The sequence below is a fragment of the Actinophytocola sediminis genome (assembly GCF_054779715.1).
Genome location: NZ_BAAGXS010000028.1, coordinates 161221 through 175978 on the forward strand (window position 1 = coordinate 161221; position 14758 = coordinate 175978).

12 protein-coding genes are annotated in these 14758 nt (G+C 68.8%); 10 read left to right on the plus strand and 2 right to left on the minus strand.

What is annotated here, in order from left to right; translation table 11 throughout:
* The first annotated feature begins 34 nt into the window (after window positions 1-34).
* The 10 genes from nuoH to ACYVIP_RS18515 all read left to right on the plus strand — a co-directional run bounded on the left by nuoH (window position 35) and on the right by ACYVIP_RS18515 (window position 11757).
* The gene (nuoH, locus tag ACYVIP_RS18470; protein ID WP_460397819.1) at window positions 35-1354 is read left to right on the plus strand and encodes an NADH-quinone oxidoreductase subunit NuoH; all 1320 of its coding nucleotides are present in this window, start codon (window positions 35-37) and stop codon (window positions 1352-1354) included.
* A complete protein-coding gene (nuoI, locus tag ACYVIP_RS18475; protein WP_460397821.1) occupies window positions 1341-1889 on the plus strand; it encodes an NADH-quinone oxidoreductase subunit NuoI in 549 nt (182 codons plus the stop codon). The genes nuoH and nuoI overlap by 14 nt, the downstream gene beginning before the upstream one ends.
* Entirely contained in the window at window positions 1886-2728 is an 843-nt protein-coding gene (locus ACYVIP_RS18480) for an NADH-quinone oxidoreductase subunit J (RefSeq protein WP_460397823.1), read from the plus strand. Before nuoI ends, ACYVIP_RS18480 begins: the two co-directional genes overlap by 4 nt.
* On the plus strand, window positions 2725-3024 hold the full coding sequence (gene nuoK, locus ACYVIP_RS18485; protein WP_460397825.1) for an NADH-quinone oxidoreductase subunit NuoK: 300 nt from the start codon (window positions 2725-2727) through the stop codon (window positions 3022-3024). Before ACYVIP_RS18480 ends, nuoK begins: the two co-directional genes overlap by 4 nt.
* A 10-nt stretch (window positions 3025-3034) precedes the next feature.
* Entirely contained in the window at window positions 3035-4993 is a 1959-nt protein-coding gene (nuoL, locus tag ACYVIP_RS18490; RefSeq protein WP_460397828.1) for an NADH-quinone oxidoreductase subunit L, read from the plus strand.
* Window positions 4990-6567, plus strand: coding sequence for an NADH-quinone oxidoreductase subunit M (locus ACYVIP_RS18495; RefSeq protein ID WP_460397830.1), 1578 nt, complete (start codon window positions 4990-4992; stop codon window positions 6565-6567). The genes nuoL and ACYVIP_RS18495 overlap by 4 nt, the downstream gene beginning before the upstream one ends.
* A gap of 10 nt (window positions 6568-6577) precedes the next feature.
* Entirely contained in the window at window positions 6578-8185 is a 1608-nt protein-coding gene (nuoN, locus tag ACYVIP_RS18500; RefSeq protein ID WP_460398219.1) for an NADH-quinone oxidoreductase subunit NuoN, read from the plus strand.
* A 112-nt stretch (window positions 8186-8297) separates the two neighbouring features.
* On the plus strand, window positions 8298-9326 hold the full coding sequence (locus ACYVIP_RS18505; RefSeq protein WP_460397832.1) for a polyprenyl synthetase family protein: 1029 nt from the start codon (window positions 8298-8300) through the stop codon (window positions 9324-9326).
* A gap of 91 nt (window positions 9327-9417) precedes the next feature.
* Window positions 9418-10887 (plus strand): sunset domain-containing protein, encoded by a 1470-nt coding sequence (locus tag ACYVIP_RS18510; RefSeq protein ID WP_460397834.1) that lies wholly within the window; start codon window positions 9418-9420, stop codon window positions 10885-10887.
* A gap of 108 nt (window positions 10888-10995) precedes the next feature.
* Complete coding sequence (locus ACYVIP_RS18515; RefSeq protein WP_460397836.1) at window positions 10996-11757, plus strand: sunset domain-containing protein; 762 nt, start codon at window positions 10996-10998, stop codon at window positions 11755-11757.
* A 3-nt stretch (window positions 11758-11760) separates the two neighbouring features.
* Here the strand turns inward: ACYVIP_RS18515 and ACYVIP_RS18520 are convergent, their stop codons facing one another.
* Both ACYVIP_RS18520 and ACYVIP_RS18525 read right to left on the minus strand, forming a co-directional pair.
* On the minus strand, window positions 11761-12813 hold the full coding sequence (locus ACYVIP_RS18520) for a 2-oxoacid:ferredoxin oxidoreductase subunit beta (RefSeq protein WP_460397838.1): 1053 nt from the start codon (window positions 12811-12813) through the stop codon (window positions 11761-11763).
* On the minus strand, window positions 12810-14720 hold the full coding sequence (locus tag ACYVIP_RS18525; RefSeq protein ID WP_460397840.1) for a 2-oxoacid:acceptor oxidoreductase subunit alpha: 1911 nt from the start codon (window positions 14718-14720) through the stop codon (window positions 12810-12812). Before ACYVIP_RS18525 ends, ACYVIP_RS18520 begins: the two co-directional genes overlap by 4 nt.
* Window positions 14721-14758 lie beyond the last annotated feature (38 nt).

Below are 14758 nucleotides of genomic sequence, written 5' to 3' on the forward strand. Positions count from 1 at the left end.
CCGGGCCACGAGACGTGACCACGGGAGGCGCCCCATGACCAGGGCTGAGCTGCTCGCCGACGACCCGCTCTGGCTGATCCTGATCAAGGTCGTGGTCCTGCTCCTGCTGGGGCCGATCCTGACCGTGTTCATGATCGTCTGGGAGCGCAAGGCCATCGGTCGGTTCCAGCAGCGGCCCGGCCCGAACCGGGTCGGCCCCGGCGGCTACTTCCAGTCCATCGCGGACGCGATCAAGCTGCCGTTCAAGGAACAGATCATCCCCGACGGCGCGGACCGGAAGGTCTACTTCCTGGCCCCGGTCATCGTGGTGATCCCGGCGATGCTGTCGTTCTCGGTGATGCCGTTCGGGCCGGAGGTGTCGATCTTCGGCGAGCGCACGGTGCTGCAGCTGGTCGACCTGCCGGTCGGCGTGCTGCTGGTACTGGCTGGCGGCGGCATGGGCATCTACGGCATCGTGCTGGCCGGCTGGTCGTCCGGCTCGCCCTACCCGCTGCTGGGCGGTCTGCGCTCGGCCGCGCAGATGATCTCCTACGAGATCGCGATGGGCCTGTCGATCGTCGGCGTGGTGCTCTACGCGCAGTCACTGTCCACAGGGGACATAGTGGGCGCGCAGGAGACCGGGTGGTTCTTCTACCTACTGCCGTTCAGTTTCGTGATCTTCCTGATCTCCATGGTCGGCGAGACCAACCGCGCACCGTTCGACCTGCCCGAGGCGGAGTCCGAACTGGTCGGTGGGTTCCACACCGAGTACAGCTCGATGAAGTTCGCGCTGTTCTTCCTCGCCGAGTACATCAACATGGTGATCGTCTCGATGTTCGCCACCACGTTGTTCCTCGGCGGGTACATGGCGCCGTGGCCGATCTCGCTGATCGGGGACAACTACTTCAACACCGGCTGGTGGCCGATCCTCTGGTTCTTCGGCAAGACCTTCGCGCTGCTGTTCTGCTTCATCTGGGTGCGCTCGACGCTGCCCAGGTTCCGCTACGACCAGTTCATGCGGATCGGCTGGAAGGTGCTGGTGCCGCTGAACCTGGTGTGGATCGTGCTGATCGCCGGCTTCCGGGCGATCCGGGTCGACTCCGAGGTCTCCACCGGCCAGATCCTCACCTACGGCGGCATCGTCATCCTGGTGCTCATCGGCCTGAGCTTCGTGTTCGACCGTGGCCGGGTCGAGGAGGACCCCGACCAGGTGCCGATCACCGGCGGCGGCTATCCGATCCCACCACTGGACCTCGAGGTGCCGACCGCGCCCAAGCGCAAGGCGGTCCGCGCCAGGGGTACTCGCCGCCGGCCGGCCAGGGTCGGTGCCGGCGAACCCAACTCCGAGAAGGAGTCCACCGATGGGGATGTTTGATCCGTTCAAGGGCTTCGGGCTCACCTTCTCGACGATGTTCCGCAAGGTCGTCACCGAGGAGTACCCCGAGGCCGGCGCGCCGGCCGCGCCGCGCTACCACGGCCGCCACCAGCTCAACCGGCACCCGGACGGGCTGGAGAAGTGCGTCGGCTGCGAGCTGTGCGCCTGGGCGTGCCCGGCCGACGCGATCTTCGTGGAGGGCGCGGACAACACCGAGGAGGCCCGCTACTCCCCGGGTGAGCGCTACGGCAAGGACTACCAGATCAACTACCTGCGCTGCATCGGCTGCGGCCTGTGCATCGAGGCCTGTCCGACCCGCTCGCTGACCATGATCAGCGAGTACGAGCTGGCCAACGACAACCGGCAGGACCTGATCTTCACCAAGGAGGACCTGCTCGCCCCGCTGCTCAAGGGGATGGAGCAGCCGCCGCACGAGATGCGCCTCGGGGACAACGAGCAGGACTACTACGTCGACGCGCCACGCCTGGCCCGCAAGTGGGGCTACCCCGACCCGGTCAAGGGGGAGGTCAAGTGAACGCGCTGGTGTTGGCGCAGGCGGACGTGCAGAACGTCATGTCCACCGGTGAGGCCATCTCGTTCTGGGTGCTCGGCCCGCTCGCGCTGCTCGGCGCCCTCGGCATGATCTTCGCGCGCAGCGCGGTGCACTCGGCGCTGTTCCTGGTGCTCACCATGCTGTCCCTCGGTGTGACCTACATGGTCCAGCAGGCGCCGTTCCTCGGCTTTGTGCAGATCATCGTCTACACCGGCGCGATCATGATGCTGTTCCTGTTCGTGCTGATGATGGTCGGCCGCGACTCGTCGGACTCGATCGTCGAGGTGCTGCGCGGCCAGCGGCTGGCCGCCACGCTGCTCGGCATCGGGCTCGCCACGCTGATCGTCGGCGCGCTCGCCCGCTCGCTGACCGACGTCACCCCGGTCGGCCTGCAGGGCAACAACGCCAACGGCGGCAACGGGAACGTGGAGAACATCGGCCGGTCGATCTTCACCGACTGGCTGTTCGCGTTCGAGCTGACCTCCGCGCTGCTGATCACCGCGGCGGTCGGCGCGATGCTGCTCGGCTACGTCGACCGGCACACCCGCGGCCGCAAGACCCAGCGTGAGCTGGTCGAGGCCCGCTTCCGTGGCGAGCGGCCATCGCCGCTGCCCGGTCCCGGCGTGTTCGCCACCTCCAGCTCGGTGGCCACCCCGGCGCTGCTGCCGGACGGCTCGGTCGCGCCGGAGTCGCTGTCGAGCATCATCGACTCGGTCACCGCCGCCGACTTCGAAGAGGAGCGCAGGGCCGTGGCGGGCAGCGCCCCATCGGCCGACGCCCGTGCGCTCAAACCCTCCGCCCGCGAAGGGGACAACTCATGACCCCGACCGTCTACCTGTTGCTCTCCGCGTTGCTGTTCACCATCGGCGCGGTCGGGGTACTGGTGCGGCGTAACGCCATCGTGGTGTTCATGTGCATCGAGCTGATGCTGAACGCGGTGAACCTGTCCCTGGTCACGTTCGCGCGGATCAACGGCTCGCTCGACGGGCAGATCATGGCGTTCTTCGTGATGGTGGTCGCCGCCGCGGAGGTCGTGGTCGGCCTCGCGATCATCATGGCGATCTTCCGTACCCGCCGCTCGGCCTCGGTCGACGACTCCAACCTGCTGAAGTACTGAGGGGAAGGCCGTGACTGGTACTCACTTGGCGGCACAGCAGGTGACCGAGGCGACCGGCCTTGCCGGCTCGGCCTGGTTGCTGATCCTGTTCCCGCTCGCCGGCGCGGCGGTGCTGCTGCTCGGCGGAAAGGCCACCAACGCGTGGGGGCACCTGCTTGGCACCCTGACCGTGGTGGCGTCGTTCGTCTACGGCCTGCTGCTGTTCTTCTCCTCCACCGGTACGGCGGAGAACGAGCGCGTACAGAACGTGTCGATGTTCGACTGGATCCCGGTCGAGCAGCTACAGGTCGAGTTCGGGCTGCGGATCGACCCGCTGTCGATCAGCTTCGTGCTGCTGATCACCGGGGTCGGCGCGCTGATCCACATCTACTCGATCGGCTACATGGCAGACGATCCCGATCGTCGCCGGTTCTTCGGGTACTTCAACCTGTTCGTCGCCGCGATGCTGATCCTGGTGCTCGGCAACGGGTTCGTGACCCTTTACCTGGGCTGGGAGGGCGTCGGCCTCGCGTCGTACCTGCTGATCGGGTGGTACACCAACCGCCCGTCGGCGGCGACCGCGGCCAAGAAGGCCTTCCTGATGAACCGGGTCGGCGACGTCGGCCTGGCGCTGGCGATCTTCATCATGTTCGCCGAGCTGGGCACCACCCAGTACACCGAGGTCTTCGCCGGCCTCGACCAGCTCTCCGGCCCGACGGTCACCGCGCTGACGCTGTTGCTGCTGCTCGGCGCGTGCGGCAAGTCCGGCCAGTTCCCGCTGCAGGCCTGGTTGCCCGACGCGATGGAGGGCCCGACCCCGGTCTCGGCCCTGATCCACGCGGCGACCATGGTCACCGCTGGCGTGTACCTGGTCGCCAGGTCCAACCCGATCTACATGCAGAGCGAGGACGGCCGGTTGGTGGTCGTCATCATCGGTGCGCTCACCCTGCTGATCGGGGCGATCATCGGCTGCGCCTACGACGACATCAAGAAAGTGCTCGCGTACTCCACGGTCAGCCAGATCGGTTACATGATGCTGGCCGTTGGCCTCGGCCCGTTCGGGTTCGCGTTGGGCATCATGCACCTGCTCACCCACGGCTTCTTCAAGGCGGGGCTGTTCCTCGGCGCCGGGTCGGTCATGCACGCCATGAACGACGAGGTCGACATGCGCAAGTACGGCGGCCTGGCGCGGATCATGCCGGTCACCTTCGCCACCTTCGGCCTCGGTTACCTTGCGCTGATCGGCATCCCGCCGTTCTCCGGCTTCTTCTCCAAGGACGCGATCATCGAGGCGGCGTTCGGCGAGGAGGGGTGGCGCGGCTGGGTGTTCGGCGGCGCGGCGCTGCTCGCGGCCGGCCTGACCGCGTTCTACATGACCAGGCTGATGCTGATGACCTTCTTCGGCAAGCAGCGCTGGAAGGAGCTCAAGAGCGAGGACGGGCGGGACTTCCACCCGCACGAGTCGCCGGCCGTGATGACCGTGCCGATGATCGTGCTCGCGGTCGGCTCGGTCGCCGCCGGCTGGTTCTTCGCCAGCGGCGACACCCTCGCCGAGTGGCTCTCGCCGTCGCTTGGCGCGTTGCGGGAGGCCGAGCACACGGTCCTGCCGCACTCGCTGGTGCCCTGGCTGACCGTCGGGCTCTCGCTGCTCGGCGTGCTGCTGGCCTGGCTGGTCGTCGGCCGCCGGGACGTGCCGGTGCTCAAGCCGGAGCCGGTGTCCTTCCCGGTCCGCGCGGCGCGCAAGGACCTGTACGGCAACGCCCTCAACGAGACCCTGGTCGCCCGGCCGGGCACCTGGCTCGCACGGGCGCTGGTCTACGTGGACAACAAGGGAGTTGACGGGCTGGTGAACGGCATCGCCGCCGCACTCGGCGGTAGCTCGGGCCGACTACGCCGAACACAGACCGGCTTCGTCCGGTCCTACGCGGCGACCATGCTCGGCGGCACGGTCCTCATCCTGGTGGCCTTCCTGGCGGTGAGGTACGTATGAGTAGCTCCAGCTCCGGAGCCGCGCTGTTGGTCGCGCTCCTGCTGATCCCGCTCGTCGGCGCGATCGTGGTCGCGTTCCTGCGGGAGAACGACAAGGTCGCCAAGCAGACCGCGCTCGGCTTCTCGCTGGTCGAGCTGGTGGTCGCGGTCGTGGCCTGGATCTCCTACGACCCGTCGGCCGAGCGGTTCCAGCAGCACTTCTCGCTGGACTGGATCCCGTCGTTCGGGGTGCACCTGGCCTTCGGCATCGACGGCATCGCGCTGGTGATGATCGCGGTGATCGCGCTGCTGGTGCCGTTGGTGATCGGCGCGGGCTGGACGGACAAGCTGCCAGCCGAGCGCACCGCTGGCGGGTTCCTGTCGCTGATCCTGCTGCAGCAGGCGATCACCGTCGGCGTGTTCGCGGCCACCGACGTGTTCCTGTTCTACGTGCTGTTCGAGATCATGCTGATCCCGATGTACTTCCTGATCGGCTCCTACGGCGGGGCCCGGCGGCAGTACGCGGCGGTGAAGTTCTTCCTGTACTCGTTCCTCGGCGGGCTGATCATGCTCGCCTCGGCCATCGGGGCGTACTCGCTGGCCGCCGAGGAGCTCGGCTCGGGCACCTTCGACTGGGCGACGCTGGTCCAGGTCGTCTCGGACGCGCCGCTGTCCAACCAGATCTGGATCTTCCTCGGCTTCTTCCTCGCCTTCGCGGTGAAGGCGCCGCTGGTGCCGCTGCACACCTGGCTGCCGGACGCCGCGGCCGAGGCGCCGATCGGGGTCGTCGTGCTGCTGGTCGGCGTGCTGGACAAGGTCGGCACCTTCGGCTTCCTGCGCTACCTGCTGCCGATGACGCCCGACGCCAGCGTCGAACTGTCGCCGCTGGTGCTGGTGATGGGCGTCGCCGGGGTGCTCTACGGCGCGCTGCTGGCCACCATGCAGCGGGACATGAAGCGGTTCCTCGCCTATGTCTCGATCGCGCACTTCGGCTTCATCGCGATCGGCGTGTTCGCGTTCACCGCGCAGGCCGAGGTCGGCGCGGTCACCTACATGGTCAACCACTCGATCTCGACCGGCATGCTGATCCTGGTGGTCGGCATGGTGATCGCCCGCGGCGGTTCCACCCTGATCGCGGACTACGGCGGGATGGCCAAGGTCGCCCCGGCACTGGCCGGCGTGTTCCTGGTCGCCGGTCTGTCCACGCTGTCGCTACCCGGCACGAACTCGTTCATCAGCGAGTTCCTGGTGCTGATCGGCGCCTACGGGCCGGAACCGGTGTACACGATCCTCGCCACCATCGGCATGGTGCTCGCCGCGCTGTACGTGCTCTGGCTCTACCAGCGGGTGTTCCACGGTCCGCTGCGCGGCACCGCGCTGGTGAACGTGGCCGGCGGCCCGGGCACCGCGATCGCGCCGGAGGTCGGCGCGCGCAAGGCGATCGTCGACCTGACCGGCAGGGAGAAGTTGGTGCTCGCCCCGCTGCTGGCGCTGGTCATCGGCCTGGGGTTCTACCCGGCGCCGGTGCTCGACGTGGTCACCCCGACGGTGGACGCAACACTCCAGTCGGTCGGTATCTCGGACGGAGGCAACTGAGTTGTCCGCACTGACGTCGGTCGTCCTGCTCGCGCAGGACCCGCCGGCCAAGGAGACCCTGGCGCCGATCAACTACGGGGCGATCATGCCCGTGTTGATCATCCTGGGCGCGGCCTGCATCGGCGTGCTGCTGGAGGCGTTCCTGCCCCGGCACCAGCGGTGGAGTGCCCAGGTGTTCCTCACCCTGCTGGCCGTGGTCGGCGCGGGCGCGGCGATGGCGCTGTACCTGACCGACGCGCCGGCCGAGGGCGTGCTGACGCTGTCAAACGCCCTGGCGATCGACGGCCCGGCACTGTTCCTGTGGGGCACGTTGCTGGCGCTGGCGCTCGGCTCGGTGCTGATGATCGCCGACCGCTCGGTCGAGCCGGGCGGCGCGCTGGTAGCCCAGGCCGCGGTCCGGCCGGGCACCAAGCAGGACCGTGAGCAGCGCCTCGGCGCCCAGCCGCACCGGCGGGACGCGGCCAGGTTCCAGATGCAGACCGAGGTCTTCCCGCTGACGCTGTTCGCGCTCGGCGGCATGATGGTGTTCTGCTCGGCCAACGACCTGCTGACCATGTTCGTCGCCCTCGAGGTGCTGAGCCTGCCGCTGTACCTGATGTGTGGCCTCGCCCGGCGGCGCAGGCTGCTGTCCCAGGAGGCGGCGGTCAAGTACTTCCTGCTCGGCGCGTTCGCCTCGGCGTTCTTCCTGTACGGCCTCGCGCTGCTGTACGGCTACGCGGGCTCGGTGCGCCTGGCCGACATCGCGAACGCGGCCGCCGGCTCGGACCGCTCGGACACCCTGCTGTTCGCCGGCATGGCGCTGCTGGTCGTCGGCCTGCTGTTCAAGGGCTCGATCGGGCCGTTCCACGCCTGGACCCCGGACGTCTACCAGGGCGCGCCGACGCCGATCACCGCGTTCATGGCGGCGTGCACGAAGGTCGCCGCGTTCGGCGGGATCCTGCGGGTGCTCTCGGTGGCCCTGGAGTCGACCCAGTGGGAGTGGCGCGGGGTGCTGTGGGGCGTGGCGATCGTGTCGATGGTCATCGGCGCGGTGCTCGGCCTCACCCAGACCGACATCAAGCGGATGATCGCGTACTCGTCGATCGCGCACGCCGGCTTCATGCTGATCGGCGCGATCGTGCTGAACCCCGACGGCCTGTCCTCGACGCTGTTCTACCTGCTGACCTACGGCTTCACCACGATCGCGACCTTCGGCGTGATCTCCCTGGTCCGCGACGCCGACGGCGAGGCGACGCACCTGTCGCAGTGGGCGGGGCTGGCCAAACGGTCGCCACTGGTGGCCGGCGTGTTCACCTTCCTGTTGTTGGCGCTGGCCGGCATTCCGTTGACCTCCGGGTTCATCGGCAAGTTCGTGGTCTTCTCCGCGGCACTGTCCGACGGGATGGCGCCGCTGGTGGTGATCGCCCTGATCGCCTCGGCGGTGGCGGCGTTCTTCTACCTGCGGGTCATCGTGCTGATGTACTTCAGCGAGCCTGCGCCGGACGGCCCGACGGTGACCGTCCCCGGCGCGTTCACCACCGCGGCCATCACCCTGGGCGTGGTGGTCACCCTGCTGCTCGGGCTCGTCCCGGCGTTCGCCCTCGACTGGGCCGACGCCGGCACCTTCGCCATCAGGTGACACCCGTGGCCCCGGGTGAGCATCGCCACCCGGGGCACGCCTGCGTGGCGTGCGTGGCCCGGTCGGACATTAGGCTGTGGCCAGGGGAGTTCTAGTGGGGAGCGATGCCGACGTGACAGCAGAACGAGCCGTGCCGCGGCTACCCGCCTCGCTCGGCCTGGACAACGCCGATCCCGAACTCGTCGAAGCGGTCGTCGACGGCCTTGCCCGGGTGGAGGAACTGCTCAACCGGGTCGTGCGCAGCGATGTCGGCTTCGTCGACGAGGCAGCGACACACCTGGTCAAGGCCGGTGGCAAGCGTTTCCGGCCGCTGTTCACCCTGTTGGCGGCCAACGTCGCCGGGGAGGTCACCGAACACGTGATCACCGCGGCCGCCGCGGTGGAGTTGGTGCACCTGGCCACGCTCTACCACGACGACGTGATGGACGAGGCCACCATGCGCCGCGGCTCGGTGAGCGTGAACGCCCGCTGGGACAACACCATCGCCATCCTCACCGGCGACTTCCTGTTCGCCCACGCGTCCGGCCTGGTGGCCGACCTCGGCATGGACGCGGCCAGGATCATCGCCGAGACCATGGGTGAGCTGGTCACCGGGCAGATGCGCGAGACGGTCGGCCCGCTCGACGGCGACGACCCGATCACCCACTACCTCACCGTTATCGGACAGAAGACCGGTTCGCTGATCGCCACCGCCGGCCTCTACGGCGGGATGTTCTCCGGCGCGCCGGACAAGTACACCGACGCGTTGCAGCGCTACGGCGACCTGATCGGCATCGGGTTCCAGATCTCCGACGACATCATCGACATCTCCTCGCCGGCGGCGGAGTCCGGCAAGACGCCGGGCACCGACCTGCGCGAGGGCGTGCGCACGTTGCCGATGCTCTACGCGCTGTCCGCCGAGCACGTCCAGGACGAGCCGGATCCGCGCCTGCGCGCGTTGCTGCGCGGACCGATCACCGAGGACGCGGACGTCGACGAGGCGTTGACCCTGCTGCGAAAGTCGCCAGGACTGGAGCACGCGGTGCGTACCCTCACCGAGTACGCCGACCGGGCGCGCGCCGAACTGGCGCCGCTGCCCGACGGTCCCGGGCGAGAGGCGTTGGACATGCTGGCGCGGTACGTGGTCGCCAGGACACGTTGATTCGACTTCACCCTGGTCGCCACGGTGGCGGGCCGCTCGCAGTAGCCTGAGCACCCTGGAAAGCGCTCGGGGTGCGCGGAGGGAGAGGCTCATGCCGATCTTTGGGCAGGTCTGGTTGTGGAGTTCGCTGGCCTTCCTGCTCGGCGCGCTGCTGTGCTGGGGTCTGGTGGCGTTGCCAGCTCGTCGGCGGGTCGGCGAGCTGGAGGCCGAGTTGACCGCGCGGGCGCGCCGGCAGCCGCAGAACGAGCCCCGGCGCGGGTTCCAGGACGAGCGCCCCGACTTCGACGCGCGCCAGTTGGTGGCCGGCGCCGACCGCGATACCGACCGGCCAGGCGACCGGCCTGATGACCGGCCTGGCGACCGGTCAGAGGCCGATGGCGGCCCGCTGACCAGGGCCTACGCCCTGGCCGGCCCGCGCTCCGGGGGTGTGAGCGCGCCGCCGGAGGTGGACACCGAACTGTCCGACGGCCCGCGCGCGACGGCCACCCAGTACATCAACGTGTCCGGCTCGGGGTCGCTGGCCGCGCCACCCGAGGTACCCGGCCGGCAGGAGGGCGACCTCGGCTGGTTCGACGACAAGGAGCGGCGCGCGGCGGAGGCCGCGGCGGACTCGCCGGCGGCGACCACCGTGCTGCCACAGGTACCGGCCGAGCCGCTCGAGCCCCGGCCGGTCGAGTCCCGGCTGGTCGACGCCGCCGAACCGGACGACGGCGGCACTGTCTTCACCCAGCGCACGCACCCGATCCCGGGTGAGCTGATCCGCCAGCTGGACGGCGCGGAGGAGACGAGCGCCGAATCGGCGCACGCGCTGGTGACCGACCACGCGACCGAGACCCCGGTCGCCGACGAGCGCGGCATTCTCGCAGAACTTGACGCCACCGGCGAGTCGAAGCACCAGTTGAGTCCTGATCCAGCGGTAACCTCGGTGCTGACGCCGACCGCAGACCCCGTGGGGGCCGAGTCGGCCCACGGCGCGTACGACCGCACAGTGGTCGTGCCCGCACACACCGCCGAAGTCGAAGTCACGGACGAGGTGGTGTCCGCCAGCGGGTGGCATGGAGCCGCCAGCGACCGCAGCACACCGGGTACTGAGGAGCCCAAGATCATGCCGGGGGTCACCGTCCAAGCTGAGCCGAAGAACAAGTTGCCCAAGCGCGTGCCATCCAAGCCAGCGCACCGAACGCCTTTCGGGATCGAGACCACGTCACCGGCATCGCCGACAGCTGCCCCGACGACCAGCGAGCCGGCGGCCGCCGTCGCGAGCGCGAACGAGGCGCCCCGGTCGCTGTTCGAGCCGATCGTGCCGGCGGGCGACGGGCCGGAGGTGCCGCCGCCACCGCATCGGTTGCGTGGGGCCAACGGGCGCAGCCCGTTCGGGCCCGGCTCGGCGATGCCAGGGCCGGACGGTACGCCGCCGTCGCCGGAGTTCACGGTCAAGGCGAGTGCGAGCGCGATGCGGTACTGCACGCGGGAGTCGGAGAAGTACGAGCGCACGGTGGCCGAGGTGTGGTTCCGCTCGCCCGCCGATGCTGAGCGGGTCGGTTTCCGGCCACTGGGGTAGCGGTGTGACGCCGGGGGTCGCGGCTGTTGGTCGTTGCCCTATTGTTCTCGCCAATCCGGTGATCCCTACCCATGCCTGAGACCCGTTACTCGCGAGGAGGCAGACGCCGTGGAGTGGTTCAAGCGGCTGTTCGGCAAGCGCACAAAGCAGGAATCGCAGGTCACGTCGCCGGCCAAGGAGCCAGCCGCCAAGCCGGCCACTGAGACGGCGCCCGACAAGGCGGCTGAGCCGGCCGAGTCGACGACGGCAACCTCGGAGAAGGCGTCGGCGGAGGCATCCGAGACGACGCCGGCGAAGGTCGAGGAGAAGCTCGACGAGCCGGTCGAGGTCGAGCCGGCGGTGACCGAGGTTGCCGAGGCTGTCGAGGTTGTCGAGGTTGTCGAGACGAAGGAGCCGGAGTCGTCCGACCCGGCGCTGAGCCAGCTCGACACCGAGCGCACGGCGGCCGAGCTGCCGGTGACCGAGGTCGAGCCGACGGCGGACAACGCGGCCGCAGCTGATGTCTCAACCGCTGAGACGCCCGCCGCCGCGCCGGTGGCCGAGAAGGCCGCCCCCGCCAAGAAGCCGGCGAAGAAGAAGGCCCCCGCCGCTGCGGAAACCGTTGTGCCGACAGACATCCCGGCGCAGGTCCCGCCCGTGGCATCGGAGGACGGCCCGTTCGGCCCCGGTTCGGCCAAGCCGCTCGAAGACGGTGCGGCACCCAGCGACGAGTACACCGTCAAGGGCAAGCGCTCGTCGAAGCTCTTTCACACGGCCGAGTCCCCGTACTTCAGCCGCACCAAGGCCGACGTGTGGTTCAAGACGCCGGCCGACGCCGAGAGCGCCGGCTTCGCCGCCTGGAACCACAAGAAGAAGGCCGCCGCCAAGTAGCCGCTAGCCGACCGTCCAGGTGTCGCTCCCGTTGAGCAACGCCTGGAGGTTCGGCGCCTTCTTCGCGGTCGCCGTCGCGACCTGCTCCCGTGCCTGGTCGTCGTAGGTGGGTCGGTTGGTGTTGCGGTAGACCCCGGTCACGACGTGGGTGAGGTCCTGTGTGGACAGGCGGGTGAGGGCGAAGGCGTAGGACGGGTCGTCGATGGTGGCGTCGTGGACCACGATCTGGTCTTCGGTGATCTGGTCCACCGGTGCGATGTCCAGACCGTGCGCGGTGCGTACCACGGCGTTGGTGCCGAACACGATCGGTTTGCCGTGCTCCAACGGGATCAGGCGTTGTTCGGCCTGACCGGGTTCTTTGAGAACGTCGAAGGCGCCGTCGTTGAAGATGGGGCAGTTCTGGTAGATCTCCACCAACGCCGATCCCCGGTGCTGCGCCGCCGCGGTCAGGATGCTGGTGAGTTGCGCCCGGTCGTTGTCCAGGGTGCGGGCGACGAAGGTGGCTTCGGCGCCGATCGCGAGGGACAGCGGGTTGAACGGGTGGTCCACCGACCCGGCTGGCGTGGATTTGGTGACCTTGCCGGGTTCGCTGGTGGGTGAGTACTGGCCTTTGGTCAGCCCGTAGATCCGGTTGTTGAACAGCAGGATCTTCAAATTCACGTTCCTGCGCAAGGCGTGGATGAGGTGGTTGCCGCCGATGGACAGGGCGTCTCCGTCGCCGGTGACGACCCAGACGGAGAGGTCTGGTCGGGTGACGGCGAGGCCGGTGGCGATGGCGGGGGCGCGGCCGTGGATGGAGTGCATGCCGTAGGTGTTCATGTAGTAGGGGAATCGGGAGGAGCAGCCGATCCCGGAGATGAACACGATGTTCTCTCGGCGCAACCCCAGCGTGGGGAGGAAGGACTGCATCGCGTTGAGCACGACGTAGTCACCGCAGCCCGGGCACCACCGGACCTCCTGGTCGGATTTGAACTCCTTGGCCTTCTGCGGCGCACTCGCCGCCGGAACACCGTCCAGACCACCCAACGACAGCAACCCAAGGTCCACGGCGGTCATGCCGGGACTCCTTCCAGTTCGTTCAGGTACGAGGTCAACACGTGTTGTAGCTCCTCAGCCTTGAACGGCAACCCGGCGACCTTGTTGTAGGACACCGCGTCCACCAGGAACCGGCCCCGGATGAGCAGCGCGAGCTGACCGAGGTTCATCTCGGGGATGATCACCCGGTCATAGGAGCGCAACACCTCACCGAGGTTGGCCGGGAACGGGTTGAGGTGCCGCAGATGAGCCTGGGCGACCTGGTGCCCCTGCGCACGGACCCGCCGGCAGGCGGCGCCGATCGGCCCGAACGTCGAGCCCCAGCCGAGCACCAGCAGCCGGGCGTCGCCAGACGGGTCGTCGACGGTCAGGTCGTCGACCGTGATGCCGTCGATCTTGGCCTGGCGGATGCGGGTCATCCGCTCGTGGTTGTCCGGGTCGTAGGAGATGTTGCCCTTGCCGTCGGCCTTCTCCAGCCCACCGATCCGGTGTTGCAGGCCGGCGGTGCCCGGGATGGCCCACTCGCGGGCGAGGGTCTCGGTGTCCCGGACGTAGGGCCAGTGCTCGTCGCTGCCGTCGAGCGCGTTGGGCTCGGACGCGAACGTGACCCGCAGGTCCGGCAGCTCGTCCACGTTGGGAATCAGCCACGGCTCGGAGCCGTTGGCGATCGCCCCGTCGGACAGCAGCAGGACCGGCGTGCGGTAGGTCAACGCGATCCGGGTGGCCTCCAGCGCGGCGGTGAAGCAGTCGCCGGGGGACTGCGGCGCGATGATCGGCACCGGCGACTCGCCGTTGCGGCCGAACATCGCCTGAAGCAGGTCGGCCTGCTCGGTCTTGGTCGGCAGGCCGGTCGACGGCCCACCGCGCTGCACGTCGATCACCAGCAGCGGCAGCTCCGACATCACCGCCAGCCCGATGGTCTCGGACTTGAGCGCGATCCCCGGCCCACTGGTGGTGGTGACCCCGAGCGCACCGCCATAGGCCGCGCCGAGGGCGGCGCCGACGCCGGCGATCTCGTCCTCGGCCTGCATGGTGGTGATGTTGAAGTTCTTGTGCTTGGACAGCTCGTGCAGGATGTCCGAGGCCGGGGTGATCGGGTAGCTGCCAAGCAGGATCGGCAGGCCAGAGCACTGGCCGGCCGCCACGAGCCCGTAGGCCAGCGCGGCGTTGCCGGTGATCTGCCGGTAGGTGCCGGTGGGGAACGCGGCCGGCGGCACCTGGTAGGTGGTGGCGAACGCCTCGGTGGTCTCCCCGTAGTTCCAGCCCGCGCGGAAGGCCAACACGTTCGCCTCGGCGATGTCCGGCTTACGCGCGAACTTCTCCCGCAGGAAGCGTTCCGTGCCCTCGGTCGGCCGGTGGTACATCCAGGAGAGCAGGCCGAGCGCGAACATGTTCTTGCACCGCTCGGCGTCCTTCTTGGAAAGCCCGGTCTCCTTGAGCGCGCCCTGGGTGAGGGTGGCCATCTGGACGCCGTAGACCTGGAAGCTCGCGAGCGAGTCGTCCTCCAGCGGGTTGGCGTCATAGCCGACCTTGGTGAGGTTGCGCTTGGAGAACTCGTCGGTGTTGACGATGACCGTGCCGCCGACGGGCAGGTCGCTGATGTTGGCCATGAGCGCGGCCGGGTTCATCACGACCAGCACGTCCGGCCGGTCACCCGGCGTGAGGATGTCGTAGTCGGCGAAATGCAGCTGGAACGACGAGACGCCGGGCAGGGTGCCCGTTGGCGCGCGGATCTCGGCCGGGAAGTTGGGCAGCGTCGCCAGGTCGTTGCCGAAGGCGGCGGCTTCGGAAGTGAACCGGTCACCGGTCAGCTGCATACCGTCACCGGAGTCGCCAGCGAACCTGATAACCACGCGGTCGAGCTTGGTCACCTGAGTCTGCCTGGTGCCTTCGAGCTCGCCGTTTCCCCCGTTCACGCTGGTACTCATGATCTGCTCGGTCCCTCTCTCGCACGGCTACGTGCCTG